Source organism: Kitasatospora sp. NPDC001683, assembly GCF_053596495.1.
In genome coordinates, this window is the sequence record NZ_JBSFGK010000003.1 from 139,003 (window position 1) to 165,185 (window position 26,183).

Genomic DNA, 26,183 nt, shown 5'->3' on the forward strand with positions numbered 1-26,183 from the left:
CAGCATCCCGACCGCACGACCCTAAGGACGGCCCCCGTGACCACGGACACCGCACTCACCGCCGAGCAGATCCTGATCGCGGCGGAGGAAGTCCTCCGGCGGTTCGGCCCGGCCAAGGCCACTGTCGTGGACGTCGCCCGGGAACTCGGCGTCAGCCACAGCAGCGTCTACCGCCACTTCCCCAGCAAGGCGGCCCTGCGCGAGGCGGTCACCCAGCGCTGGCTCGACCAGGCGCACTTCGAGCTGAAGGCCATCTCGGAGGACTCCGGCACCGCTTCCGAACGCCTCCAGCACTGGCTGAGCACGCTGTTCGCGGCCAAGCGGAAGAAGGCGCTGGACGACCCGGAGCTGTTCGCGACCTACCTGGTGCTGGCCGAGGAGAACAGCGCCGTCGTCGACGCGCACATCGAGACCCTGGTCAAGCAACTCGCCGAGATCTTCCAGGACGGCGTGGAGCGCAAGGAGTTCAAGCCCGCGCACATCCTCAGCACCGCGCGCGCGGTCTTCGACGCCACCGCGCCCTTCCACGACCCGGTGTTCGCGGCCACCTGGTCCGAGCCGACCGCGGACGAGCGCTTCAAGGCCGTCTGGAAGCTCGTTCTCGGCGGCCTGAAGGCCAAGTAGCCGGCGGCCGTCACGTCGGGGCGCCGGCGACCGGAGCGAAATCCGGTCGCCGGCGCCTCGGCGTCTCCGGCAGACTGTCGCACCCAGTTGATCTCACTTGGAGGATGACATGCGTGCGGCCGCCCCGGCCCTGGACAGCCTGCGGGGGCTCGCGCTCGGCGACGCCTTCGGCGACCGGTGGTTCTCCGTCCCGGCGGACGAGGCACCCGCCGACCTGGCCGCCCGAGCGGTCCGCCCAGCGCCCTGGCACTGGACGGACGACACCGCGATGGCCCTCGTCCTGGTCCGCCACCTCACCGTCCACGGCGAGGTCCGGCAGGACGCGCTGGCCGGGGAGTTCGCGGCCGAGTACGCCCGCGAGTACCAGCGCAAGTACGGCCCGTCGATGCACCGGGTGCTGCGCGGGATCGGCTCCGGCGGGGACTGGCGCGCCATCACCTCGGGCCAGTTCGAGGGCCAGGGCTCGTACGGGAACGGCGCCGCGATGCGGGTCGCCCCGCTGGGTGCCTGGTTCGCCGAGGACCTGGACGAGGTGGCCCGGCAGGCCGAACTCCAGGCGCTCACCACCCACTTCCACCCGGAGGCGGTGGCCGGGGCGGTGGCGGTCGCGCTCGCCACGGCGCTCGCCGTCCGGAGCCGGGGTCTGCGTCCGCCCGGCCGGGCCGAGTTGCTCACCGAGGTCGCCGACCGCCTGCCGGACAGCGACGTCCGCTCCGGCCTGCGGATCGCCGCCCGGTTCCCGGAACGCACCAGCGTCCGGCACGCCGCCGGCGTGCTCGGCTCGGGGCTGATGATCTCCGCCCCGGACACCGTCCCGTTCGCCCTCTGGTCCGCCGCCGGGCACCTGGACTCACTGCCCGAAGCGCTATGGCACACCCTGGCGGGCTGGGGCGACATGGACACCACCTGCGCCATCGCCGCCGGCGTCGTCGCCGGCCGCACCGGGCTCAGCGACGTCCCGGCCCGCTGGCTCGCCGCCTGCGAGGAGTTGCCCGGCTGGATCGCCGAGGCGACGACGGCCCGCTAGCCCCGGACTTCGCACATGGGCGTGAAGATCGATAACCGAGCGACGGTGGCATCGGAGTCTCACGATGCGAACGCTCGGGCAGGGTTCGATTCTATGTCGAGCCATGCCAATTCGGGCTTTCGATCTTCACTCTCCCGCGTGCCGTGCGAAGGGCGGGGCTAGCCGGCGCGCTCGACGGGCCGGCACCCCCTCTCCCCCGGGGCCGGCCCGTGGAGCGGGGGCCGGCCCGTCGAACCGCTCCGAACGCCCCTGTCAGCGGCGCGAGTTGCCGAACAGCAGCCGGTACGCGATCAGCAGCACCAGCGCCCCGCCGATCGCGGACACCCAGGTCGGCCCGTCGAAGAAGCGCGCCGTGATCGACCGGTGCAGGAAGTGCGACGCGATCCAGCCGCCGACGAAGGAGCCGGCGATCCCGATCAGGGTCGTCACGATCAGCCCGCCCGGGTCCCGCCCCGGCAACAGCAGCTTGGCCAGGGCCCCGGCCACCAGGCCCAGCACGATCCACGCGATGATGCTCATCCGACCCATCCCTCCGGTCCATGGCGCGACGGCCCCGTCCCGCGCGCCTGCCCCGAAGGACGCCGCCTCCCACCGGCCCGGTTCCGACCAGACTCCCCGAGCGTCGCGATCCGGCCATCCGGAACCCCGATCGCCACCGTCGGCTCCCGGGGCGACGTGGCCCCCTTCACCGGACTCGGCGTCCGCCTGCGGGCGGCCGGACATCACGTGGCCGGCGCCACCCACACCACGCTCGCCGAGTCCGTACGGGCCGCCGGACTGGAGTTCCGCCCGCTGCCGGTCGACCCGCGCGCCGAACTCGCCTCCGCCGAGGGCCGACGGCTGCTGCGGGCCGACAGCGGACCGCCGTGGAGGCAACAGCGAACAGATGGCCGGGAACGGATGACAGATTTCATCATCTGTCATCCGTCATCTGAAATCTGTTCGCTGAACTCCCTCGGCCAGGCACCAGCCCGCTGAGTGCCAGGTACACCACCGAGGCCGAAGCGAAGCCGATGGCCCAGCCGTAGTCGGCGAGTGGTTTGAGGAAGGGGATCAGGCCGTCCACCGGGAAGGGGCCCTGTTTGGTGCCGTGCTCGTCGAGGCTGGAGTACGAGCCGCCGACCGCCAGCAGGCCGCCGATCAGTAGGGCGACGACCGCGCGCCAGTTCCAGCCGGCCGCGTACCAGTAGGAGCCGGACGGCCGGTAGAGGTCGGCGAGTCGGAGGCGGGTGCGGCGCAGCACCCAGTAGTCCGCGATCAGCACCCCGGCGACCGTGCCGAGCAGACCGCCGACCACGCCCAGCCAGACGTAGATGTAGACGTGCGGGTCGGCGGTCAGCTTCCACGGGAAGATCGCGATCCCGACCACGCCCGTGATCAGCGCCCCGGTACGGAAGTTGACGAACCGGGGCACCAGGTTGGTCAGGTCGTAGGCCGGCGAGACGACGTTGGCGGCGATGTTCACCGACAGCGTCGCGACCAGGACGACCAGCAGCGCGAACAGGATGGCGACCGGGCTCTCCATCTTCGCGGCGAGCTTGATCGGGTCCCACACCGGCTCGCCGTACACCGCCTCCGAACCGGAGGTGACCAGCACCGAAAGCAGCGCGAAGAGCGTCATCGTCGTCGGCAGGCCGAGCGCCTGGCCGCGGATCTGGGCCCGCTGGCTGCCGCCGAAGCGGGTGAAGTCGGGGATGTTGAGCGACAGCGTGGACCAGAACCCGATCATCCCCATCAGCGACGGGAAGAAGACCTTCCAGAACCCGCCGCCCCAGCCCAGTTTGGACGGCTGGTCGAGCAGCGGTCCCAGCCCGCCCGCCTTGACCCCGATCCACACCAACAGGGCGAGCGCGCCGACGATGACGAACGGCGCCGCCCAGTTCTCGAAGCGCCGCAGCGCCTCCATCCCCCGGGCGATGATGGCCATCTCGACCAGCCAGAACAGCAGGAAGGAGGCCCACTGCGTCCACGGGTAACCGCCGAACTCCGTTGCCGTGCGCCAGGATTCGCCGAACAGCTTGCCCGCCAGCAGGAAGATCCCCTCGCCCCCGATCCAGGTCTGGATGCCGAACCACGCGCAGGCCACCGCCGCCCGGATGAGCGCGGGCAGATTGGCGCCGCGCAGGCCGAACGAGGCCCGGGCGAAGACCGGGAACGGAATGCCGTACTTGGTGCCGGCGTGCCCGGTAAGGAGCATCGGAACGAGCACGATCAGGTTGGCGAGGGCGATGGTCAGCACCGCCTGCTTCCAGTCCATCCCGATCGCGACCAGGCCCGAAGCCAGTGTCCAGGACGGGATGTTGTGGGCCATGCCGACCCAGAGCGCGAGGAAGTTGTAGGTGGTCCAGGTGCGCCGCCGCACCGGGACCGGCCGGAGGTCGTCGCTGGTGAAGCCATTGGGAGGCAACTCCCCCTCGGCCGGGTCGAGTTCGACCCGGCCGTCGGGGTGCTGCCGCTGTCTTCCGCCGCCGGTCGCGGTGTCGGCCATGGGCAACTCCCGTCTGCCGCAGTGGTGATCAGAGCTGGGGGATGACGTCCGTTCCGTACGCGTCGATGGTGGCTTCGACCGCGTCGTGCATGGCGTAGACGGCGAACTGGTCGACGCCGAGCGAGCGGAGTTCGGCGAGCCGGGCACGCTGGGCCTCCACCGGACCGATCAGGCAGAAGCGGTCGACGATCTCGTCCGGGACGAAGGCCGTGTCGGGGTTCCCGGCCCGGCCGTGGTGGCTGTAGTCGTAGCCCTCGCGGTTCTTGATGTAGTCGGTGAGGGCGTCGGGCACCAGGCCGGAGTGCTCGCCGTAGTGGCTGACCAGGTCCGCGACGTGGTTGCCGACCATTCCACCGAACCAGCGGCACTGCTCCCGGGCGTGGGCGAGCGCGGCGGGCGAGTCGTCGGCGGTGACGTACGCGGGCGCGGCCACGCAGATGGTGACCGAGGCCGGGTCCCGGCCCGCCTCGGCGGCCGCCGTTCGGACCGCCTTGATCATGTATTCGGTGAGGTACGGGTCGGCCAACTGCAGGATGAACCCGTCCGCCTGACGCCCGGTCAGTGCTAGCGCCTTGGGGCCGTACGCACCCATCCAGACCGGCAGCGCGGCGCCGGGGCCGACCCACGGCAGGTGCATCTCGGTGCCGTCCACCTCGACGGTACGTCCCTCGGCCAACTCCTTGATGGTGTGCATGGCTTGGGAGAGCCGGTCGAGGGTGGCGGGTCGGCGTCCGGCGACCCTCATGGCGGAGTCACCGCGGCCGATGCCGCAGATCGTGCGGTTGCCGTACATGTCGTTGAGCGTGGCGAACAGGGAGGCGGTGACCTCCCAGGTGCGGGTGGAGGGGTTGGTGACCATCGGGCCGACGGTCAGGCGCTCGGTCTCGGCGAGGATGCGGCTGTAGATGACGAAGGGCTCCTGCCACAGCACGCAGGAGTCGAACGTCCAGCCGTGGCTGAACCCGGCCTGCTCGGCGCGGATCATCCGGTCGATGAGCAGGCGGGCGGGCGGGTCGGTCTGCAGGACGAGGCCGATGTCCATGGGTGACTCCGGGGAGGGGGTGGGCCGCCGCCCGATCACCGACCGGGCGACGGCGGGTTCGAAGGAGAGAAGGAGAGAAGGAGAGAAGGAGAGAAGGAGAGAAGGAAAGGGGGAAAGGAGAGCGGAAAAGGAGAGGGGAACGGGGATCAGGCGGAGGGATCAGGTCAGGTACTGGCAGGTGTCGCGGCGCAGGAAGGTGCCGTGCCCGGCCCGGCCGAGCCAGTGGCCGTCGTCCAGCACCACGGTGCCGCGCGAGAGCACCGTCCGGGCCCGGCCGGCGAGTCTGCGGCCCTCGTAGGCCGAGTAGTCCACGTTCATGTGGTGGGTGGCGGCGGAGACGGTCTGCACCGCAGTGGGGTCGTAGACGACCAGGTCGGCGTCCGCGCCCGGCGCGATGGTGCCCTTGCGCGGGTGCAGCCCGAACATCCGGGCCGGGGTGGTGCAGGCGATCTCGACCCAGCGGCGCCGGCTGATGTGCCCGTCCACCACGGCCTGGTGCAGCAGGTCCATCCGGTTCTCCACGCCCGGGAGGCCGTTGGGGATCTTCGAGAAGTCGCCGCGGCCGAGTTCCTTCTGCCCGACGTAGCAGAACGGGCAGTGGTCGGTGGACACCACCTGGAGGTCGTTGGTGCGCAGCCCCCGCCAGAGCGCCGCCTGGTGTTCACGCGGTCGCAGCGGCGTGCTGCACACGTACTTGGCGCCCTCGAAGCCGTCCGCCCCCTCCTCGGCGAGGTTGTCGGTGGAGAGGAAGAGGTACTGCGGGCAGGTCTCGCCGAAGACGTTGAGCCCGGTGTCGCGGGCGCGGGCGAGTTCGTCCAGCGCGGAGGCGGCGGAGACGTGCACGACGTAGAGCGGGCTGCCGGCCACCTCGGCGAGCTTGATGGCCCGGTGGGTGGCCTCGGCCTCGAGCAGTTCGCGCCGGACCTCGCCGTGGAAGCGCGGGGCGGTGTGCCCGGCGGCGAGGGCCTGTTCGACCAGCACGTCGATGGCGATGCCGTTCTCGGCGTGCATCATGATCAGCCCGCCGTTCGCCGCCCCGCGCTGCATGGCACGCAGGATGCGGCCGTCGTCGCTGTAGAAGACGCCGGGGTAGGCCATGAAGAGCTTGAAGGAGGTGGACTCGCCGGAGTCGACCAGCGCGTCCATCTCCTTGAGGACGGCGTCGTTGACGTCCGAGACGATGGTGTGGAAGGCGTAGTCGATGGCGCAGTTGCCCTCGGCCTTGGCGTGCCAGGCGTCCAGGCCTTCGCGCAGCGCGCCGCCGACGGGCTGTACGGCGAAGTCGACGATGGTGGTGGTGCCGCCCCAGGCGGCGGCGCGGGTGCCGGTCTCGAAGGTGTCGGAGGCCGCGGTGCCGCCGAACGGCAGCTCCATGTGGGTGTGGGCGTCGACGCCGCCCGGGATGACGTAGTGGCCGGTGGCGTCGATGACGGTGTCGGCGGTCCAGGCCTCGGCGGCGGCGCTGCCGGTGGCGGCCAGGGCGGCGACGCGCTCGCCCTCGATCAGGACGTCGGCGTGGAGTTCGTCGGTGGCGGTGATGACGAGGCCGCCGCGGACGACGGTGCGCTGCTGCGGGTCGCGGGTGGTCATCGCGGTGCTCCTCAGGCCTCGGCGAGCGGTCCGTAGGCGTCGGGCCGGCGGTCGCGGTAGAACGCCCACTGCTGGCGGACCTGTTCGATCAGGCCGAGGTCGAGGTCGCGGACGACGAGTTCCTCCTCCTTGTCGGAGGCGACGTCGCCGACGAACTGGCCGCGCGGGTCGACGAAGTAGGAGGTGCCGTAGAAGTCGTTGTCGCCGTACTCCTCGGTGCCGACCCGGTTGATGGCCGCGACGAAGTACTCGTTGGCGACGGCGGCGGCGGGCTGTTCGAGCTGCCACAGGTAGGCGGACAGGCCCCGGCTGGTGGCGGAGGGGTTGTAGACGATCTGCGCACCGGCCAGGCCCAGCGCGCGCCAGCCCTCGGGGAAGTGCCGGTCGTAGCAGATGTAGACGCCGACCTTGCCGACGGCGGTGTCGAAGACCGGCCAGCCGAGGTTGCCGGGCTTGAAGTAGTACTTCTCCCAGAAGCCCTTGACCTGCGGGATGTGGTGCTTGCGGTACTTGCCGAGGTAGCTGCCGTCCGCGTCGATCACCGCGGCGGTGTTGTAGTACACCCCGGTCTGCTCCTCCTCGTAGACCGGTACGACGATCACCAGACCGAGTTCACGGGCGAGGTCCCGCATCCGGCGCACGGTCGGGCCGTCCGGGACGGCCTCGGCCCAGCGGTAGTGCTCGGGCTCCTGGACCTGACAGAAGTACGGGGAGTTGAAGACCTCCTGGAAGCCGATGATCTTCGCGCCCTGGGCGGCGGCCTCGCGGGCGTACCGCTCGTGGAGCGCGATCATGCTCTCCTGGTCGCCGGTCCAGCGGGTCTGGACGAGCGCGGCACGGACGATCTGCGACATGGGTACCTCCGCAACTCCGCGGCCGGCCGTGCGGTCGGGCCCGCGGTCTGAGGGTTGACGGGGCGGTCTCACCCTGCGGGTCCGCTCGGGGAACCGCAGGGGGTCTACGTGATGGGTCTACGTGCGTAGAAAGCGATCTGTAGACGGTAGGCCGGGCCTCGGTGGCCTGACAATACGTTGGCGGTAACGCGTCTGGGGCGATCTTGTTACGCGGACACGCGATCAGTCCTGAGTGGGATGAAACGCTCATCTACCCCGGAGGTGAGCTCCTTACTCATTCGAGTGAAAGCGGTCACCGAGGGTGCGGAATCCGCCACGGCGGGGTAGAACGCGCGTGGACGCCGCGACGGACCGTCATCCGACGGCGTTGCAGCCCGACTTCGGGGATCGGACACGGGGATCGACGGTCGGCAGGAGGCCGAACGGGGGTAGTACGGATGGCAGCGGTCGAGGAGCACGAGGAGCGCCAGGAACACGAGGAGAAGGAGGGACACGGGGAACACGGGGAGCGTACGGCGGACACCACGGCACCGACGGGCGCGTCGACGCCGACCGGCACGGCCGGAGCCACCGGCGGCGACGGCCCGGTGGGGCGTCCGCCTGCCCTGCCCGCCTGGGCGGGCCTGTTGCTCGCCCTCGGGGCCCTGCTGCCGCTCGCTCTCGGCCTCCTGCTGAGCCGGGGCCCGGTGCCCCGGACCGGCCTGACCGCCCTACAGCTGGCCGGTTCCCGGGCGGCCGCCGAGGCGGTGGTCGGCGAGCGCTCCTCGGCGTACCTGGCCGAACTGCGCGCCGAGCCCTGGCTGATCGCCGGCTACGGACTGACGCTGGTGGCCGCCGCGCTGCTGGGCGGGTACGTGCTCGGGCGGCGGCTCCGGCTCGGCTCGGCGCTCGTGGTCGGGGCCGCGGGGCTGCTCGCGGCGGGCTGCGACCTCGCGGCGAACGTCCTGCTGCGCCTCGGGCTCGACCACGGCGGGTCGGACAGCCCCTTCGCGGTGGCCGCAGCGCTCGCCGCCGTCGCCTGGCTGCTGCTCCTGCCCGCCGGGACGGCCGCCGCGGGCCTGCTGGCGGTGACGGCCGCCCGGGCGGCACGCGGCCTCCGGTCCCCCGCCGGGAAGCCGGCCGAGGAGCGGGACCCCGGGCGGCCGGCGCTGATCCCGCCGTGGCCGGTGGCCGCACGGCGCGGCCGGCCTCCGCACCAGGAGCGGGTGACGGCCGATGCCCCCGGCGCCCACACCCACTGGCGGGACGCCGGCCGGGTGCCGCCCGGCCGCGAGCCCGCCGAGCTGGGCTTCTGCGCCTCCGGCGGCGGCATCCGCTCGGCCTGCGTCACGCTCGGCGCGCTCCAGGCCCTGCGCCCGTGGCTGAAACGGGCACGCTACCTGGTCTCGGTCTCGGGCGGCGGCTACACCGTGGGCGCGCTGCAGCTGGCGCTCAGCGACTCCGCGCCCGGCAGTCCGGTGCGCGCCGTCTCGGGCCTGACGGCCGACACCGTGATGGAGCCGGGCTCCCCGGAGGAGGACCACCTCCGCCGCCACAGCAAGTACATCGCCGACGGCGCCGGCGAGTGGCTGGTCGCCCTCGGGACGCTGCTGCGCGGCGTGCTGTCCGCGCTCACCCTGCTGCTGGCCGCCGTCCTGGTGCTAGGCCTCGGCCTCAGCCGCTTCTACCACGCCGTCCCGCTCACCGACCTGAGTGCCCTGGCGCCCGCCGGCCTGCGCCACCCGGGCGCCGTGCCGGGCGACTTGGCGTTCCGTACACCCGCACTGGCCGCCCTCGGCGCGCTGCTGGCCGCCGCGGCCGGGTGCTGGCTGCTCTGGCTGCTGGCCTTCCCCCCGCTCGGCTGGCACGCGCTGCTACCGCGCGCGCTGCGCCGGCTCAACCACGCCGCGCTCGCACTGGCCGGCCTGCTGGCGCTCGGGGTGCTGGCGGTGCCGGGCCTGGCCTGGGGCGCGGTCCGGCTCCAACAGGCGCTGGCGGCCGGCCCGCAGCTGACCGGCGCCGGGCTCAGTCTGACCGTGGTGCTCAGCTACCTCGCCCTTCTGCTCGGCATACTCTGGCGCGACCGCCGGGCGATCGGCCGGGGCGTGAGCGCCCTCGGCGGGGCGCTGCGCGGCGCGGGCCGGTTCGGCGGCGGGCTGACCGCCAACCTCCCCCAGTACCTCGTGGTGTGGGCCGCCCTCACCGCGCTGACGGCGGGCGCGCTGCTGGCCCTCGGCTGGGCGGTCGCCACCGGGTACGCCTGGCCGACGGCCGTCCAGGTGCTGCTGCCGCTGGTACTCGGCGCGGTCGGGCTCAACCTCGACCAGACCTGGATGAGCCTGCACCCGTTCTACCGGCTGCGCCTGGCCTCGGCCTTCGCGGTGCGCCGGGTCACCGAGGGCGGCCGCTCGCTGGCCCGCCGGTACGACTTCTACCGCGAGCAGACCTGGCTGAGCCACTACGCCGCCCGGCACCCCGACTTCCCCCAGGTGATCTTCTCGGCCGCGGCCAACCTGTCCGGCAACTCCCGTACCCCGCCCGGCCGTCGGGCGGTCTCCTTCTCGTTCTCCCACGACTACGTGGGCGGACCGGACGTCGGGTACGCGCGCACCGACCTGCTGGAGCGGCGCACCCGGCGGCACATCGCCCGGGACCTCACCGTCCAATCGGCGATGGCGGTGTCCGGCGCCGCCTTCTCCTCCGCGATGGGCCGCCAGTCCCGGGTCTACCAGGGGCTGTTCGCGGTGACCAACGCCCGGCTCGGGACGTGGCTGCCCAACCCGGAGCAGCTCGGCCCGGCCTGGTCCGGCACGCCGGACTGGCGCCGCCCCGGGCAGCCCGCCGTCCGCCGTCTCCCGTACCAACTCCGGGAGCTGACCGGCCGGTTCCCGGCGGACGACCGCTTCCTGCTCACCACCGACGGCGGGCACTACGAGAACCTCGGTCTGGTGGAGCTGCTGCGGCACCGGGTGCGGACGGCGGTGAGCATCGACGCCAGCGGGGACTCCGGCTACGCCGGCAACCTGGCCGCCGCGATCACCCTGGCCCACGAGGAGCTCGGCATCGTCATCACCCTGCACCAGCCCGAGGTACTGATCCCGGGCAGCGCCACCACCGACCGGGACGGCGGCGGCACGCCCCTGCAGGGCCTGGCGGCCCAGCTCGCCGACCGGCTCTCGGTCCGGGGCGTGATCACCGGGGACATCCACTACCCGGCCGTCGCCGGCGAACCGGACTCCGAGCGGCACGGCACACTGGTCGTCCTCCAGGCGGTCCTGACCGCCGACATGCCGTACGAGCTGCACTCCTACGCGGTGGCCAACCGGGCCTTCCCCAACGACGGCACCAGCGACCAGTGGTTCGACCACCAGCAGTTCGACGCCTACCAGACGCTCGGCCGCTACCTGGGCGAGCAGGCCGGGCCGGTGATCGAGCAGGCCCTCGCGGCCGCCGCGCCCGTCCCCGCCGCGCCCGTCCCCGCCCAGCCGCCGGGCGACACGCCCGCGACGCCGTCCGGCCACTCCGCGGCGGCTCCGCCGGTGCCCCGCCGTCCTGCGGAGGGGTGAGCCGGAGGTCGGGGCGAACGTCGAGCCGGGGGAGTTAACAGGGCGCAACAGACGGGCGCCCCGGCTTGACTTCGTCCGACCGGCTCGGAAAGGATCCCGTGCATGGACTCCGGCACCACTCTGGTTTGCCGCCTGCACGTCGATCTGCGACGCCAGGCGAGTTCCATCTGTGCCTGTTGACCTTGCTCCACTCCGCCGGTCCCGCCCTGTGACCCCTGCCAGGGCCCGTACCGCACACCCGCACCCGCAGTTCTGAACCCCGCCCGCCCGACGGCACCCGTGCGTGCCGTGACCGGCCGCTCCGCAGCCACGCCACACCGCCGGCCCCGGGCGCACCCCTGCCGACGTTCCCGCCGCACCGCCGCACCCGAGGACGCCCCATGAGCCTGGACCTCGCCTCCGAGACCCCGCCGCACTCCCCCAATGCCCCGCTCGCCCCGGCCGCCCCACACAGGCCGAACACCCCGCTCACTCCGAACGCCCTGCACACCCCGAACGCCCTGCACACCCCGAACGCCCCGCTCACTCCGAACGCCCTGCGGACCGTCGTCCGGGAGCTGGCCGAGCAGCCCGAGCAGTGGATCCACCTGGTCCGCCTCTCCACCGAGGAGCGCTGGTACCAACGCCTGGTGGCCGAGGACGACCACGAGGTGTGGCTGATCAGCTGGCTGCCCGGCCAGTCGACCGGCTTCCACGACCACGGCGGCTCGCGCGGCGCGTTCACCGTCGCCCTCGGCGAGTTGGAGGAGCTCTCCCTCGGCGGCCCGGACCAGGGTCTGTTGATCCGCCGGATTCCGGCCGGCACCGCCCGAGCCTTCGGCCCGGAGTACGTGCACGACGTACGCAACACCGCCTCCGGCCCGGCCGTCACCCTGCACGCCTACTCACCCCCGCTCAGCTCGATGGCGCACTACGACCTGCGGGCCGGCGGGCTCGTCCGCACCTCGGAGGAAGGACCGGAGCAATGGTGACCACGATCGACGACCTGGTGGAGCGGGCCCGCGAGGGCGTGCACCGCCCGCGCGCCCGGGAGGCGTACCAGGCCCACCTGGAGGGCGCGCTGCTGGTGGACATCCGTCCGGCGGCGCAACGGGCGGCCGAGGGCGACATCCCCGGCGCGCTGATCATCGAGCGCAACGTCCTGGAGTGGCGGCTCGACCCGACGGGCAGTCACCGCATCCACGAGGCCTCGGGCTACGACGTCGAGGTGATCGTGGTCTGCTCCGAGGGCTACGCCTCCAGCCTGGCCGCCGCCTCACTGCGCGAACTCGGACTGCACCGGGCGACCGACCTGGACGGCGGGTTCGCCGGCTGGGCGGCGGACGGACTGCCGACCCGCTCCGGAGGCTGAACCGTCGTCACGCCGGACGTGCGTCCGGTGAATGCCGGGTGCCGGGTCTCGGGTGCGTGCGGCGTGCAGGCCGCGGGCAGGCCGAGTGCGTGCGGCGTGCGTGCCGCGTGCCGGGTCGTAAATCAGGGACAGGAGATGATGCAGGTCATAGTCTGATCAGAGTTTCCGCCGGTCCGAAGCTGGGCAGCCACGCGGGCGGAAGAACGCCCGGGCGGTGCAACCGCCGTCAACCGAACGACCCGAACGACCGACCGACACAGGCGCCGCCTCCCCGGGGCGCCCTGACGAGGAAACACTCCGTGATCAGATTCGAGGGCGCCGGCAAGCGCCACCCCGACGGCACCATCGCGGTCGAGGGACTGGACCTGGAGGTCCCGACCGGTCGGATAACCGTCCTGGTCGGGCCGTCCGGCTGCGGCAAGACCACCCTGCTGCGCATGGTCAACCGGATGGTCGAGCCCACCTCGGGCCGGGTGCTGCTGGACGACACGGACGTCGCGAAGCTGGAGCCCGCCAAGCTGCGCCGCGGCATCGGATACGTGATCCAGCAGGCCGGGCTCTTCCCGCACCGCAAGGTGATCGACAACATCGCCACCGTCCCCTACCTGCTCGGCTGGGACCGCAAGAAGGCACGCGCCCGGGCCGCCGAACTGCTGGAACTGGTCGGGCTCGCGCCCGAGACCGCCAAGCGCTACCCGTTCCAGCTGTCCGGTGGCCAGCAGCAGCGGGTCGGCGTGGCCCGGGCACTGGCCGCCGACCCGCCGGTGCTACTGATGGACGAACCCTTCAGCGCCGTCGACCCGGTGGTGCGGGCCGGGCTCCAGGAGGAGCTGCTGCGGCTGCAGTCCGAGCTGCACAAGACGGTGCTGTTCGTCACCCACGACATCGAGGAGGCCGTCCGGCTCGGCGACCAGGTCGTGGTGCTGCGCGAACACGGCCGGATCGCCCAGCTGGCCGACCCGCACACCCTGCTGACCTCCCCCGCCGACGACGGCGTGGCCGCCTTCCTCGGCCGCGATCGGGGCCTGCGCGGCCTCGGCCTGCGGCCCGCGAAGGCCGTCGCACTGCGCCCGGTCGGTGACGGACTCCGCTACGGTGGCTGGGAGTTGGCCCTGGACGACGAGCGCCGCCCGATCGGCTGGATCGACCGCGGCGCCGGTACCGCTGAACTGCAGCCGTCCGCCGGCTACCACCCGGACACCGACACCCTGCGTGCCGCCCTGGACGCCGCCGTGCTCTCCCCCGCCGGGGTCGCGGTCGCACTGGACGCCGACGGCCGGGCGATCGGTACCGCGAGCCGCGAGGCCGTCCTCGCCGCGCTCACGCCCGTCGGCCTCGCGCCGGTCAGGACCGACAAGACGGACACCGTGGGCGTAACGAACACCGTGGACGTAACAGACAGCGCGGGTGTGACGGACAGCGCCGGCCTGACGGACACCGTGGGCAGGACGGACACCGTGGGTGGGACGGACGAGACCGGCGCGGCGGACGGAGCCGACGGTGGACGATGAACCGATCGTCCGCTGGTACTGGATCGGCGACCACCTCGGCTACCTCGGCAACCTGCTCGCCGACCACGCCGTGATCGCCCTGGTCCCGGTGCTCATCGGGCTGCTGCTGGCCGTCCCGCTCGGTCTGGCCTGCGCCCGCTTCCCCCGGCTGTACCAGCCGCTGTCCGCCGTCTTCAACATCGTCTACGCGCTGCCCTCGCTGGCCGTCTTCGTGGTGCTGATCCCGTACACCGGGCTCGCCACCCAGGCGACGGTGATGATCCCGCTCACCTTCTACGCCCTCGCCGTCCTGCTACCGACCACCGTGGACGGACTGCGCGCCGTCCCGGACTCCGTCCGGCAGGCCGCGACCGCGATGGGGTACGGGCCGTGGCACCGGCTGACCGCCGTCGAACTGCCCGCCGCCGTGCCGTACCTGATCGCCGGACTGCGGGTCGCCGCGGTCTCCAGCATCTCGCTGGCCAGCGTCGGCGCGCTGGTCGGGCGCGGCGGGCTCGGCTACCTGTTCATCGACGGCTTCCAGCGCACCTTCCCGACCCCGATCGTGGCCGGCATCGCGCTGATCGCCGTCCTGGCGCTGGCCGTCGACCTGCTGCTGGTGGCCGCCCGCCGGCTGCTCGCGCCCTGGGCCGTCCGGGAGCAGGGGGCGGGCTCGTGAACTGGCTGAACTGGCTGAGCGACTTCTTCTCCGACCCGGCCCGCCGCAGCGGGCCGGACTCGATCGTGCACCGGGTCTCCGAGCACCTGATGCTCTCCGGGGAGGCCCTGTTCTACGCGGCGCTGCTCGCCGTCCCGCTCGGCCTGCTGATCGGGTACACCGGGCGCGGTGTCACCCTGGTCACGGCGCTCGCCGGGGCCGCCCGCGCCCTGCCGACCCTCGGCCTGGTGACGTTCGCGGTGCTGCTCGCCGGGGTCGGCGACACCGCCGTGCTGATCCCGCTGGTCGCGCTGGCCGCGCCGCCGCTGCTGGTGGCGGCCGTCGAGGGGGTGCGCGGCACCGACCCGGACGTCCGGGACGCGGCGCGCGGGATCGGGCTGACCCATCCCCAGGTGCTCCTCCAGGTCTGCCTGCCGTCCGCCGCGCCGACCCTGCTGGCGGGCTTCCGCACCGCGACCGTCCAGGTGATCGCGACCGCCACCGTGGCCGCGTACGTCGGACTGGGCGGCCTCGGCCGCTACGTCATCGACGGGCTGGCCACCCGGCAGTACGCGGTGACCGTGGGCGGCGCGCTGCTGGTGGTACTGCTCGCGGTCGGTGCCCAGCTGTTCTTCGCGCTGCTCGCCCGGTTCGCGCTCCCGCCCGGGATTCGCGCCCAGCGCCGGGCCCGCTGAGGCCCACCCCCCTTTCCCATCCGCTCCGGAAGGACAACTGTCACCATGTCGACGATGAAGAGAAGCAGGCGCGCCGTCCTCCTCGGCACGCTCGCCGCGCTCGCCCTGGGCGCCACCGCCTGCAGCTCCTCCGCGAGCAGCAGCGACCCGCTCGGCGGCGGACCGAGCGCCTCGGCCTCCGGCGGTGCGGCCGGGTCGGGCGGCTCGGGCGGGACGGTGGTCGTCGGCTCGGCGAACTTCCCGGAGAACGTCCTGCTCGGCTCGATCTACTCGCAGGCGCTCCAGGCCAAGGGCGTCAAGGTCGAGGAGAGGTTCAACATCGGCAGCCGCGAGGTGCTCTACGGGCAGCTGCAGAGCGGCAACCTGACCGTCCTGCCCGAGTACAACGGCGCACTGCTCGCCTACCTGGACGCCAAGAACACCGCCGTCACGACCCAGGACGTCGACGCGGCGCTGGCCAAGGCGCTGCCCGCCTCGCTGGGGATCCTCGACTCCTCCCCCGCCGAGGACAAGGACTCGCTCAGCGTCACCCAGGAGACCGCCGACAAGTACAACCTCAAGAGCGTCTCCGACCTGGCCGCCAAGGCCGGCGAGTTCACCATCGGCGGCCCGCCGGAGTTCAAGTCCCGCCGCGAGCAGCAGTTCAAGGACGTCTACGGGCTGACCTTCAAGGAGTGGAAGCCCACCGCCGACACCACGGCGAACGCGCTCAAGGACGGCAGCATCCAGGTCGGCAACGTGTTCACCACCGACCCGAAGATCGTCCAGTACAAACTCGTCCCGCTGACCGACCCGAAGCACGTCTTCGGCGCGCAGAACGTCACCCCGCTGGTCAACAAGGCGGGCGTGGACGCCACCGCGACGGCGGCGCTCAACGCGGTGTCGGCAAAGCTCGACACGGCCGGGCTGACGGGGCTGATGAAGCGCGTCTCGGTCGACAAGGAGGACCCGTCGACGGTGGCCAAGGACTGGCTGAAGGCCAACGGACTCGCCTGACGGCCGAACACGGCTGAGGGCTTGGGGTTTCAGGGCCGAGGGCTGCTGAACCGGTACGGTGGACGGCGGCGCGAAGGGGCTTCCTCGGCTCCCTCCGGCGCCGCCGTCCGCCGTGCCCGGGGCCGTCACGTCCGCCGGAGGGGACCCCGAGCGGAGGCTTCCCTTCCACGCCGCGAACATGACAGTGTGACGGCATGCGCACTCGTCTCCTCGCCGCCTCCCTCACGGCACTCGCCGCGGTGAGCCTCGCTGCCTGCTCCAGCTCGGGCTCCGGCTCGGGTTCGGGCTCGGACAAGGCCACCGCCGCGGCCGGCTCCCCCACCGTCGCCGTCGCCACCCCGTCCGGCGCCGCCACGGCCGACTCGACCGCTACGGCACCCACCACCCCTGGCACACCCGCGCCGTCCGACCCCTCGGCACCCGGCGCGGACGGGTCGACCCCGGCCAAGCCCGCGCCGCCCGCCGACGCCGGACTGCCCGCCAAGCCGGACGCCGACCTGACCGGCAAGGTGGTCGCCGCGCTGAACGCGATCGACCCGGCGATCGTCGGCGGCAAGCCCGACCAGGCGGTGGAGCAGGCCCGCCAGCAGTGCCAGGCGATGTACCAGTTCCCCAAGGACAAGGCGAAGCTGATCGAGCTGGCCAACCAGCACTTCACCTCACCCGACCACCCGCAGGGCTTCGGGCCGGACACCGCCGCGAAGATCGACGACGCGCTGCGCGCCACCCTCTGCCCGCCGTCGCGCTGACGCCGTCCGCCGCACCCCCGAACCCCCCGTTGTCCCGAGCTCCGGGCAGCCGTGGCCGCGCCCCGCCCGTCGGTGCGCGGCCACCGGCGTCTGCGTCTCCTGCGGGTGGCGGTCGAGGAGGCGCTCGGCGAACCGAGCCGAGCCGCCCGATGCCCATGGCAAACCCGTGGCGATCCCAAGCCGCCGATCACTCACCTTCGGCGACCGATGCGGTACGTTGACGAACCGTCAGGCCCCTTGACAGAGCAGTGGTCTAGTCCAAACATAAGCATGTCGATCCGACCGGGATGCACCGTGGGGGTGTGACCACCGGCGGCTGAGGCACCGCCCTGCCCTGCTCCGCTCCACCCCCCCGCTCCGCGCGGCGCGCGCACGTTCACACCGTCGCCCGCCTCCGCGCGAGTCGGTGGGTTCCGCACGCCCTTGCGTCCGCACCGAACGCCCCCGGTTCGGGGCCCGCGCGGCCGGCCCCACACGGCCGACGACGCACCGGACCGTCCAGCACCTCCCCAACCTCCTGCCCCACCACGTCTGTTGGAGAATCCATGCGTCTTCGCAGAACCGTCCAGGCCGCGTTGACGGCCTGTGCCACGCTGGCCGCCTCGGCCGGTCTGGTCGCCGCCGGGACGGGCTCCGCCCAGGCCGCCACCCCGCTCCCCAGCCGGGTCTTCGCGCCCTACTTCGAGTCCTGGACCGGCCAGAGCCCCGCCACCCTGGCAGCGCAGTCCGGCGCCAAGTACCTGACGATGGCCTTCCTGCAGGCCGCCACCAAGGGCTCCTGCAGCCCGTACTGGAACGGCGACACCTCCAAGCCGGTCTCCTCCTCGACCTTCGGCGCCGACATCGCCACCATCCGCGCCAACGGCGGGGACGTGATTCCCTCCTTCGGCGGCTACACCGCCGACAACACCGGCACCGAACTGGCTGACAGCTGCACCGACGTCAACCAGATCGCAGCCGCCTACGAGAACCTGATCACCACCTACGACATCAGCCGGATCGACCTCGACATCGAGGACAACTCGCTGACCAACACGGCCGGCATCGACCGCCGCAACAAGGCGATCAAGACCGTGCAGGACTGGGCCGCCGCCAACGGGCGCAACGTCCAGTTCTCCTACACGCTGCCGACCACCACCAGCGGACTGGCCGACAGCGGTCTCGCGGTGCTGCGGAACGCGGTCAGCAACAACGCGCGGATCGACGTCGTCAACATGATGACCTTCGACTACTACGACAACGCCACCCACGACATGGCGGCCGACACCCAGACCTCGGCGCAGGGCCTGTACAACCAGCTGGCCCGGCTCTACCCGTCCAAGTCCCCGACGCAGCTGTGGGGTTCGATCGGGATCACCGAGATGCTCGGCATCGACGACTTCGGCGCGGCCGAGACCTTCACGTTGGCCAACGCCACCACCGTGTACAACTGGGCGGTCTCGAAGGGCATCAACACGCTGTCCTTCTGGGCGCTCCAGCGCGACAACGGCAGCTGCCCGGGCAAGGGCGGGGACGACTCCTGCTCCGGCATCAACCAGAGCACCTGGGACTTCACCCACCTCTTCGCGCCGTTCACCAGCGGCTCGACGGTGATCAACGACTTCTCGGTCGCGGTGAACCCGAACTCCGGGACGGTGTCCGCCGGTTCGTCCGCCTCGGCGGCCATCGCGACGGCCGTCACGGCGGGTTCGGCGCAGAGCGTCAACCTCTCCGTGAGTGGCGCCCCGGCCGGCGTCACCGCCACCGTCACCCCCGGCAGCGTCACCGCCGGCGGCAGCGCCACCCTGAACATCGCCACCACCTCGTCGGTGGCGCCCGGGAGTTACCCGCTGACGGTCACCGGTAGCGCGCCCTCCGGCGCCCACACCGCGACCTACTCGCTGACCGTCACCGGAACGGTTCCGTCGACCGGGCTGGTCAACGGCGGGCTGGAGACCGGCAACCTGGCTCCGTGGAGCTGCCAGAGCGGCGGCGGCGTGGTGACCGCGCCGGTCCACTCCGGCTCGTACGCGCTGCAGGCCGCGCCCTCCGCGAGCCAGACCGGCGAGTGCACCCAGACCGTGTCGCTGAAGCCCAACGCCAGCTACACGCTGAGCAGTTGGGTGCAGGGCAACTACGCCTACCTGGGCGTCAACGGCGGGGCCACCGCCAGCACCTGGACCAACTCCTCGGGCTGGACCCAGCTGACCGTCCCCTTCACCACCGGCGCCTCCGGCGCCGTCACGGTGTACCTGCACGGCTGGTACGGGCAGGGCAGCGTGTACGGGGACGACTTCTCGATCACCTGAGGGCGGGGGCGGCCGACGGCTGACAGGTAACCGATAACGGGTAACAGATGACGGATGACAGCTGACAGATTTCAACATCTGTCAGCTGTCATCCGTTCGTCGTCAGGCGTCAGGCGTCAGCTGTCCGCCGCAACCCGCAACCCGCGAGCCCGCCCTCACCCCGCCGCCGCCTCCCGCAGCCGCCCCGGCCGGCACAGCGTCAGGTACGCCGCCAGCGCCAGCACCCCGCAGCCCAGGACCACCACCGCCAGCAACACCGCCGACGGCCGTCCGCCGAGGCTGCTCAGCGGCGCCACCACAGCGCCGCACAGGAAGTTGCCAGTCCCCAGCAGCGCCGAGGCCGTCCCGGCCGCCTGCGGCTCGACCAGGCTCAGCGCCTGCGCCGCCGTGTTCGGCAGCACCACCCCGAGGCTGCCCATCAGCACGAACAGCGGCGGACAGAACCCGGCCAGCCCGAAGTCCCACACCGTCGTCAGCAGCACCAGCGCCACCCCGGCCGCGACCGCCGCCCCGAGCCCCGCCAGCATCAGCGACCGCGCCGCGAAGCGCGGTGCCAGCACCCGCCCGTTCAACTGGGTCATCACCACGATGGACACCGAGTTCAGTCCGAACAGCAGGCTGTAGGTCTGCGGCGAGACCTGGTACACGTGCTGCAGCACCGTCGACGAGCCACTGATGTACCCGAACAGCGCGCCGAACGCCAGCGAGCTGGTCAACGCCAGCCCCAGGAACGGCAGGTGGCGCAGCAGCCGCCCGATCGTGCGCAGCGCCGCGCCCACCCCGCCGCCGTTCCGGGCCGACGCCGGCAGCGTCTCGCGCAGTGCGCCGAACGCGGCCAGGGCGAGCAGCAGCCCGAGCGCCGTGAGCGCCCCGAAGGTGCCGCGCCAGGAGGTGAAGCGCATCAGCTGCGCCCCGGTGATCGGGGCGAGGATCGGCGCCAGCCCGGATATCAGCGCGATCGAGGCGAGGAAGCGCAGCATCGCGACGCCCTGGAAGCGGTCCCGGGCGACGGCGCGTCCGATGACCAGCCCCGCCGACCCGGCCGCGCCCTGGACGAACCGGGCGGCGATCAGCACCGAGAGGTTCGGCGCGAGCACGCACACCACGCTGGACAGGGTGTAGGCGACCAGTCCGGCGAGCAGCGGCGGTCGGCGCCCGAAGCGGTCGCTGAGCGGCCCGAAGAGCAGTTGCCCGGCCGCGACCCCGAACATCGAGAAGGTCAGGGTGAGCTGGACGGCCGCCGGTTCGGCGGCCAGGTCGTCGGCGATCGCGGGCAGGCCGGGGAGGTAGAGGTCGGTGGTGAACGGGCCGAGCGCGGCGAGGCCGCCGAGGACGGCGATCGTGGCCCGACCGGGGCCGGTCGGGCCGAGGGCCGTCGACGTGCCGGTGGTCGGGGCGGAAGCGGTCGACGGGTCGTCGGCGGGGCCGACGGAGGTCTCGTCGGCGGGGCCGACGGTCGGGCCGGGCATGGCTCTCCTAACGGACGCGGTGACGTGGGATTCGTTCGCGATCCGTCCTATCGCAGCCCGGCGGGCACGGACGACGGCGGGGGTGCACCGGGACGGATCCGCCCACCGGCCGATCCACAGCACGCGCACGACGACGGCCCGCCCGCACCTTCCGGTGCCCGGCGGGCCGTTCGTTCCCTGGTCAGGACGGCTGATCCGCGGTCAGCGCCCGAATCAGCACCCTCAGTGCTTGGCGACGTGCTCGGCCCGCAGGGCCGCCTGCAGCGTCGCGCCGTCCTGCCACGCGTAGAGCTGGTTGCCGGTGAGCGTCACATTGTAGTGCCCGCAGGTGCCGATGGCCTTGGCCGCGACGCCCTCCGGGAACCAGCCCGCCTTGAGCGAGACCGGCACCGGGTGCGGGCCCCGGCCCGGCGCCCCGGTGCTGCAGCCGGCGGGCAGCCGCCCCTCGGGGAGCGTGGCCCGCAGCAGTCGATCGTCGCCCGTGGTGGACATCAGGTACTTCACCGAGGAGGCGTTGTCGGGCAGCCAGGTCGGTATCGAGCGGCGCTCGGCCTTGGCCTGCGAGCCGCTGTCGTACGAAGCCTGCTCCTGGTGGCGCCCGTCGTACCACTCGGACACCCGCGGGCCGACTGCCACGGCGGCCACGGCGACGGCCATGCCGGTGCCCGCGACTCCCAGCGCGACCTTGCTCACGATGCCCTTCATGCCTGGCTGCCCTCTCCGTGTCCGTTGCCGATGCGTCCGTCGTCGGTGCGTCCGGTACCGAGGCGCCCGGTACCGGTGCGTCCGATGCGGACGGAGCCGTCGCGGGTCCGTCCGCGGCCCGTCCGGGCGGAGTGGTCCGCCGGTCGGGGGTACCCATCGTGGCCCGGGCCGATCTGCCGGAGCGTCACCACGAGGTCGCGATTCTGCACCCAACCCACGGGGTAGCGTCTCCACCTTCAGGCGTATGTCCACCGGCCCGGTCCCCGAGGTACGTGCCGTTCCGGTGCTCGGGCGGCCACGCCGGTTCCGTGTCCGCTCCGAGCCCCGATCGAGCCTGACTCAGGTGGGGCTCCGCCGCAGCCCGGCCTGCTGCACCTGGGGCATCGGCGGTACGGAGGGGATCAGGTCGGGACGGGTCAGACGGCCGCGGGCACCGGACGGGCGACCGGGAAGGGGCGGCCGTCGAGGGTCCAGTGCGGGTCGATCGGGCGCAGCAGCGAAGCGTACACCTGGGCGGCGACGTCGGGGTGGCGGATCTCGCCGGTGGGCGGGCCGGCCGGGATGTCGTGCCCGGCGCAGGCGACCCAGGCGGTCCGCTCCTCGACCGTACGGCCGCCGTGGCCGCCGGCGTCGACGTGCCCGTGGTCGGTGACCACGATGACGGTCCACTGTTCCTCGGCGTGGGTGGCCCGGCCGCGGACGGCGTCCAGCAGTCGGCCGAGGCGCTCGTCGGCGGTGCGCATGGCGGCGCGGTACTCCTCGCCGCAGCCGAGGAAGTGGGCGGTCTCGTCCACGGCGCCGAGGTAGACGAAGGAGGCTTCGGGGTCGGCGGTGCCGAGGACGTGGACGGCCTCCCGGGTGACCTCCTCGTCGACGGTCTCCCAGGCCTGGGGGGTGTCCTCGGCCGGGGCTATGTAGGAGAGCCGGCCGGGGGCGCGGAAGAGCGGGCCGCCGGACTCGTTGATCATCAGTGGGTCCCAGCCGGCCGCGACGAAGGTGCGGCGGCGGTCGCCGCGGTTGAGGCGGGTGGCGAAGTCGGGGAAGACGTCCAGCCGGTTGCCGCCCAGGTGGTTGCCCCAGACGCCGTGCTTGGCGGGCTCGACGCCGGTCACGATGGTGGCCCAGCAGGGCCCGGACATGGTGGGCGTGGTGTCGGCGACGGTGACCGGCACGAGGAACCCGGCGTCGGCGACCTCCTGGAGGCGCGGCATCGGCACCTGCGCCAGGTAGTCGTGGCGGACTCCGTCGATCCCGACGACGAGTACGCGGGGGCGGGGCCACTGGGCTGCGGACATGGTGGGGCTTCCTCTCGGTCGTGCACACCCGGCCGCGCCCGCCGAGGGCGCCGCCGACCGCGCCATGCTTCACGGCCCGCCGTACCGTTCGGCGTCCGGCCGTCGAACGGCGGGTGTCCGTGAGGTGTCGGGCGGCCGACCGGTCGCGGGCACCCGCCCGTCGTCAGCCGATCGTACGGATCGTCGGGATCGTCCGGACGAAGCGGCGGTCGGACTCGGCGAGTTGGCCGGCCGGCCCCGCCGCGCGCAGCACGACGTCCAGGACCCGGCCCGGGTCGGCGGCGTAGCAGTGGGCGAACCAGGGCAGGTTGGCCTCGACCACGGCCCAGTGCTCGGCAGGGTCGTACGGGTCGGCGATCGGGCCGACGTCCAGGGCGACGGCGCTGGGCAGGGTGTCCCCGACGGCGTCGAGCAGCCGGTGGGCGAAGGCGGTGGCGGCCGCCGTCAGCGGCGCCGGGTCGAGTCGGCCGAAGCGGGCGTAGCGGCTGCCGGTCAGCACCTCGCCGTCGCGCAGGAACAGCCGGTACTCGGCGGCGAAGGTCACCGGCTCGCTGATCAGGACGGGGGTGTCCGGGCCGATCCGCTCGCCGCTGCGGGGCAGCCGGGAGCCGTCCGGGTAGACCGCGGGCTGGACCGACTTGTCGGCGGGCGGCTTGACGAAGGCCGGGTGGCGCAGCGTCCAGGCCTCGGCGAGGGTGGTGAGTTCGATCCGGCGGCGGGTGAACTCCTCGGGCAGGCGGGCGAGCCAGTCGTCCTCGGGCTCGAGCAGGGCGAGGCCGAGCGGCGCCGCGATCCGGGCGGCGGCGAGCGGCCCGCCGTACCAGTGGACGGGCCGCCCGGCGAGTTCCTCGACCGTGTCCGGGCCGGTCAGCACGGCGGTGGCCAGGCCGCGGCGGGCGGCGGCCCCGGTGAGCAGCGCGGTGGTGCTGGTCGACTGGGCGGAGGTGAGCAGGACGGGCGTGCTGCTGGCGCTCACCGCTCCGCCCGGAACTCGTGGACGACCTCGATGCGGCCGACGATGTGCCGGTTGAACTCGTCCAACTCCTCGGCCGGCACCCAGAGTTCGAGGATCGTCCGACCGCCTGCCTGCTGGACGGGGTAGCGGGCGAGGAACTCCGTCTCCACCTCGAAGCGGGTGACGTAGCCGACGCCGGAGGCGGGCACGTTCCAGTCGCGGGCGATCCGGATCGCGTAGTCCTCGTTGAGGACGGGGTAGAAGATCGGCTGTTCCGGCAGCCGGGGCGGCCAGGCACGCCAGTCGGCGGCCTCGACCAGGGCCAGCTCCTGCGGGCCGGTGGGGCGCCAGAGAGTGGTGGTCGGGGGCGGCTGGACGGACTGACTGGTCATGGCAGGGACGGTAGCCGGGCCGCGACGGGCCCGGCCACCGGATTTCGCCCGGGCCGGTTCCGGTCTGGAACCGGATCCGGGCCGGCCCAGCCCAGTCCGGTTCCGGTCCGGTTTCGGTCCGGCCTGATCCGGCAACGGCCCGATTCGCGCCCGCACCCGCGCCCGGGAGGGCCGGACGGCCCGTCAGCGGTAGGCCGACTCGCCGGTGATGGCCTCGCCCAGGACCAGGGTGTGGATCTCGCTGGTGCCCTCGTAGGTGAGCACCGACTCCAGGTTGTTGGCGTGCCGCAGCACCGGGTACTCGGTGGTGATGCCGTTGGCACCGAGGACGGTCCGGGCGCTGCGGGCGATCTCCAGCGCGGCGCGGACGTTGTTGAGCTTGCCGAAGCTGATGTGCGGCGCGCGGGCCGCGCCCTGCTCCTTGAGCCGGCCGATCCGCAGCGCCACCAGGTAGGCCTTCTCGACCTCCAGCATCATCTCGACCAGCTTCTGCTGGGTGAGCTGGAAGCCGGCGATCGGGCGGTCGAACTGGATGCGGGTCTTGGCGTAGTCGAGGGCGGCGGTGTAGCAGTCGCGGGCGGCGCCGACAGTGCCCCAGAGGATGCCGTAGCGGGCCTCGTTGAGCGAGGAGAGGGGTCCGCGCAGACCGGTGACGCCGGGCAGTACGGCGTCGGCGGGCAGCACCACCTCGTCGAAGGCCAGCTCGCTGGTGACGGAGGCGCGCAGGGAGAGCTTGCCCTGCACGTCGGTCGCGGTCAGGCCGCGGGTGCCGCGCTCGACCAGGAAGCCGCGCACTCCCTCCTCGGTCTGCGCCCAGACCACGGCGACGTCGGAGATGCTGCCGTTGGTGATCCACATCTTGCTGCCGGACAGCACCCAGTCGCCGCCCTTGCCGCCCTTCTGGACCGCCCGGGTGCGCATGTTGGCCGGATCGGAGCCGAAGTCGGGCTCGGTGAGGGCGAAGCAGCCGATCAGCTCACCGGCCGCCATGCCGGGCAGCCAGCGCTGCTTCTGCTCCTCGGAACCGAAGGCGTGGATCGAGCGCATCGCGAGCGAACCCTGGACGGAGACGAAGCTGCGCAGCCCGGAGTCGGCCGCCTCCAGCTCCATGCAGGCGACCCCGTACGCCACGGCGCCGGCACCCGCGCAGCCGTAGCCGTCGAGGTGCATGCCGAGCACGCCGAGGGCGCCGAGTTCGGGGGCGAGTTCGCGGGCCGGGAACACGCCGCGCTCGAACCAGTCGCCGATGTGCGGGCGGATCCGCTCCTCGGTGAAACGGCGGACGGTGTCGCGGATCAGCCGCTCCTCGTCGGAGAGGAGGTCGCCGACCGCGAGCAGGTCGGACGGGTCGATCCGGGTCGGCTTCGTCATTGAAGCTCCTTGTAGTCTCGGCGGGACACCGGCGAGTATTCCGCAACCCTCCCGACCTCGGACCGGCCGGAACGAGTGAGGAAGGCGACATGTCGCGCCGCCGGGACAGCCGGAACGGAACACGCAAGGGGAGACGGGGCATGACGCGTTGGGCACTGGTCGTCGAGGAGACGGTGGGCGTCGGCAGGGACCGCACCTGGGGCAGCAAGGTGCTCGGTGAGGTCGAGGGGACCCGCGAGGAGGCCGTCGCGGAGCTGCGGCGGATCGTCCCGACCTACACGCCGGACCACCCGATGACCAGCCGGCGGCAGACGCTGCTCCGGGACGGGGACACCTACCTGCTGATCTCGCAGGGGAGCATGCGCGACTACCACTGCGTGTTCAAGGTGTGGGAAGTGCTGTCGGATAGCAAGCGGCCCGAGGTGCAAGCGGAGCGGGTGGCGGAGGACGGCTGACAGTGACGGTCGACGGCGGGCTTCCGCCCGCCCTCACTCACCGACTCACCCACTCACGCCACTCCGCACAGCCGCAGCACCGCCGTGGTCGCCGCACCGGCGACGACCACCGCGGGGGACGGCGCCCGGCGCCACGCGAGCACC

General features: G+C 72.7%; 25 protein-coding genes. 14 read left to right on the plus strand and 11 right to left on the minus strand.

Features of this window, described 5'->3' with window-relative positions:
• Positions 1-36: 36 nt before the first annotated feature.
• Both ACWCYO_RS02550 and ACWCYO_RS02555 read left to right on the plus strand, forming a co-directional pair.
• Positions 37-624 (plus strand): TetR family transcriptional regulator, encoded by a 588-nt coding sequence (locus ACWCYO_RS02550; protein ID WP_270142335.1) that lies wholly within the window; start codon positions 37-39, stop codon positions 622-624.
• Between the two features lie 109 nt (positions 625-733).
• Positions 734-1,651, plus strand: a complete 918-nt coding sequence (locus ACWCYO_RS02555) for an ADP-ribosylglycohydrolase family protein (RefSeq protein WP_449783108.1) — start codon at positions 734-736, stop codon at positions 1,649-1,651.
• Positions 1,652-1,903: 252 nt separating this feature from the next.
• Here ACWCYO_RS02555 and ACWCYO_RS02560 read toward each other — a convergent pair whose 3' ends face one another.
• Positions 1,904-2,170, minus strand: a complete 267-nt coding sequence (locus tag ACWCYO_RS02560; protein ID WP_270142338.1) for a GlsB/YeaQ/YmgE family stress response membrane protein — start codon at positions 2,168-2,170, stop codon at positions 1,904-1,906.
• 129 nt (positions 2,171-2,299) lie between these two features.
• Between ACWCYO_RS02560 and ACWCYO_RS02565 the strand changes: the two genes are divergently transcribed.
• Positions 2,300-2,629 (plus strand): glycosyltransferase, encoded by a 330-nt coding sequence (locus ACWCYO_RS02565; RefSeq protein ID WP_449783144.1) that lies wholly within the window; start codon positions 2,300-2,302, stop codon positions 2,627-2,629.
• Here the strand turns inward: ACWCYO_RS02565 and ACWCYO_RS02570 are convergent.
• The 4 genes from ACWCYO_RS02570 to ACWCYO_RS02585 form a co-directional block, all read right to left on the minus strand.
• The gene (locus ACWCYO_RS02570) at positions 2,565-4,139 is read right to left on the minus strand and encodes an NCS1 family nucleobase:cation symporter-1 (RefSeq protein ID WP_270142340.1); all 1,575 of its coding nucleotides are present in this window, start codon (positions 4,137-4,139) and stop codon (positions 2,565-2,567) included. The two genes, ACWCYO_RS02565 and ACWCYO_RS02570, sit on opposite strands and share 65 nt — an antisense overlap.
• A 28-nt stretch (positions 4,140-4,167) precedes the next feature.
• Complete coding sequence (locus ACWCYO_RS02575) at positions 4,168-5,181, minus strand: TIGR03842 family LLM class F420-dependent oxidoreductase (RefSeq protein ID WP_270142341.1); 1,014 nt, start codon at positions 5,179-5,181, stop codon at positions 4,168-4,170.
• Positions 5,182-5,340: 159 nt separating this feature from the next.
• Positions 5,341-6,771 (minus strand): dihydropyrimidinase, encoded by a 1,431-nt coding sequence (hydA, locus tag ACWCYO_RS02580; protein ID WP_270142343.1) that lies wholly within the window; start codon positions 6,769-6,771, stop codon positions 5,341-5,343.
• An 11-nt stretch (positions 6,772-6,782) separates the two neighbouring features.
• On the minus strand, positions 6,783-7,625 hold the full coding sequence (locus ACWCYO_RS02585; protein ID WP_270142345.1) for a nitrilase-related carbon-nitrogen hydrolase: 843 nt from the start codon (positions 7,623-7,625) through the stop codon (positions 6,783-6,785).
• A gap of 437 nt (positions 7,626-8,062) precedes the next feature.
• On the opposite strand from ACWCYO_RS02585, the gene ACWCYO_RS02590 reads away from it, so the two are divergent.
• The 10 genes from ACWCYO_RS02590 to ACWCYO_RS02635 all read left to right on the plus strand — a co-directional run bounded on the left by ACWCYO_RS02590 (position 8,063) and on the right by ACWCYO_RS02635 (position 19,397).
• Entirely contained in the window at positions 8,063-11,170 is a 3,108-nt protein-coding gene (locus ACWCYO_RS02590; RefSeq protein WP_449783109.1) for a hypothetical protein, read from the plus strand.
• Between the two features lie 102 nt (positions 11,171-11,272).
• On the plus strand, positions 11,273-11,350 hold the full coding sequence (locus ACWCYO_RS02595) for a putative leader peptide (RefSeq protein WP_101948289.1): 78 nt from the start codon (positions 11,273-11,275) through the stop codon (positions 11,348-11,350).
• Between the two features lie 200 nt (positions 11,351-11,550).
• Positions 11,551-12,141, plus strand: a complete 591-nt coding sequence (locus ACWCYO_RS02600; RefSeq protein WP_270142348.1) for a cysteine dioxygenase — start codon at positions 11,551-11,553, stop codon at positions 12,139-12,141.
• Entirely contained in the window at positions 12,135-12,521 is a 387-nt protein-coding gene (locus ACWCYO_RS02605) for a rhodanese-like domain-containing protein (RefSeq protein ID WP_449783110.1), read from the plus strand. Before ACWCYO_RS02600 ends, ACWCYO_RS02605 begins: the two co-directional genes overlap by 7 nt.
• A 299-nt stretch (positions 12,522-12,820) precedes the next feature.
• Positions 12,821-14,032 (plus strand): ABC transporter ATP-binding protein, encoded by a 1,212-nt coding sequence (locus ACWCYO_RS02610; RefSeq protein WP_449783111.1) that lies wholly within the window; start codon positions 12,821-12,823, stop codon positions 14,030-14,032.
• Positions 14,022-14,690 (plus strand): ABC transporter permease, encoded by a 669-nt coding sequence (locus ACWCYO_RS02615; protein ID WP_270142354.1) that lies wholly within the window; start codon positions 14,022-14,024, stop codon positions 14,688-14,690. Before ACWCYO_RS02610 ends, ACWCYO_RS02615 begins: the two co-directional genes overlap by 11 nt.
• A complete protein-coding gene (locus ACWCYO_RS02620) occupies positions 14,687-15,364 on the plus strand; it encodes an ABC transporter permease (protein WP_270142356.1) in 678 nt (225 codons plus the stop codon). Before ACWCYO_RS02615 ends, ACWCYO_RS02620 begins: the two co-directional genes overlap by 4 nt.
• Before the next feature lie 54 nt (positions 15,365-15,418).
• Positions 15,419-16,360 carry an ABC transporter substrate-binding protein gene (locus ACWCYO_RS02625; RefSeq protein WP_449783112.1) on the plus strand — a complete coding sequence of 314 codons (942 nt, stop codon included), beginning with the start codon at positions 15,419-15,421 and terminating at the stop codon, positions 16,358-16,360.
• Positions 16,361-16,554: 194 nt separating this feature from the next.
• The gene (locus ACWCYO_RS02630) at positions 16,555-17,109 is read left to right on the plus strand and encodes a hypothetical protein (RefSeq protein ID WP_270142360.1); all 555 of its coding nucleotides are present in this window, start codon (positions 16,555-16,557) and stop codon (positions 17,107-17,109) included.
• A gap of 545 nt (positions 17,110-17,654) precedes the next feature.
• Positions 17,655-19,397: a glycosyl hydrolase family 18 protein gene (locus ACWCYO_RS02635; protein ID WP_449783113.1), complete on the plus strand. Its 1,743-nt coding sequence runs from the start codon at positions 17,655-17,657 to the stop codon at positions 19,395-19,397.
• A 155-nt stretch (positions 19,398-19,552) separates the two neighbouring features.
• On the opposite strand, the gene ACWCYO_RS02640 is transcribed toward ACWCYO_RS02635, so the two are convergent.
• The 6 genes from ACWCYO_RS02640 to ACWCYO_RS02665 form a co-directional block, all read right to left on the minus strand.
• The gene (locus ACWCYO_RS02640) at positions 19,553-20,866 is read right to left on the minus strand and encodes a multidrug effflux MFS transporter (RefSeq protein ID WP_449783114.1); all 1,314 of its coding nucleotides are present in this window, start codon (positions 20,864-20,866) and stop codon (positions 19,553-19,555) included.
• Between the two features lie 222 nt (positions 20,867-21,088).
• A complete protein-coding gene (locus tag ACWCYO_RS02645; RefSeq protein WP_270142365.1) occupies positions 21,089-21,571 on the minus strand; it encodes a hypothetical protein in 483 nt (160 codons plus the stop codon).
• 416 nt (positions 21,572-21,987) lie between these two features.
• Positions 21,988-22,866, minus strand: coding sequence for an alkaline phosphatase family protein (locus ACWCYO_RS02650; RefSeq protein WP_449783115.1), 879 nt, complete (start codon positions 22,864-22,866; stop codon positions 21,988-21,990).
• Positions 22,867-23,029: 163 nt separating this feature from the next.
• Positions 23,030-23,842 carry an ATP-grasp domain-containing protein gene (locus ACWCYO_RS02655; RefSeq protein WP_449783116.1) on the minus strand — a complete coding sequence of 271 codons (813 nt, stop codon included), beginning with the start codon at positions 23,840-23,842 and terminating at the stop codon, positions 23,030-23,032.
• Positions 23,839-24,213: a hypothetical protein gene (locus ACWCYO_RS02660; RefSeq protein ID WP_270142368.1), complete on the minus strand. Its 375-nt coding sequence runs from the start codon at positions 24,211-24,213 to the stop codon at positions 23,839-23,841. The genes ACWCYO_RS02655 and ACWCYO_RS02660 overlap by 4 nt, the downstream gene beginning before the upstream one ends.
• A gap of 183 nt (positions 24,214-24,396) precedes the next feature.
• Positions 24,397-25,584, minus strand: a complete 1,188-nt coding sequence (locus tag ACWCYO_RS02665) for an acyl-CoA dehydrogenase family protein (RefSeq protein WP_449783117.1) — start codon at positions 25,582-25,584, stop codon at positions 24,397-24,399.
• Between the two features lie 140 nt (positions 25,585-25,724).
• Here ACWCYO_RS02665 and ACWCYO_RS02670 point away from each other — a divergent pair, with 140 nt between their 5' ends.
• Positions 25,725-26,039, plus strand: a complete 315-nt coding sequence (locus ACWCYO_RS02670; protein WP_449783118.1) for a hypothetical protein — start codon at positions 25,725-25,727, stop codon at positions 26,037-26,039.
• Positions 26,040-26,183: the final 144 nt, after the last annotated feature.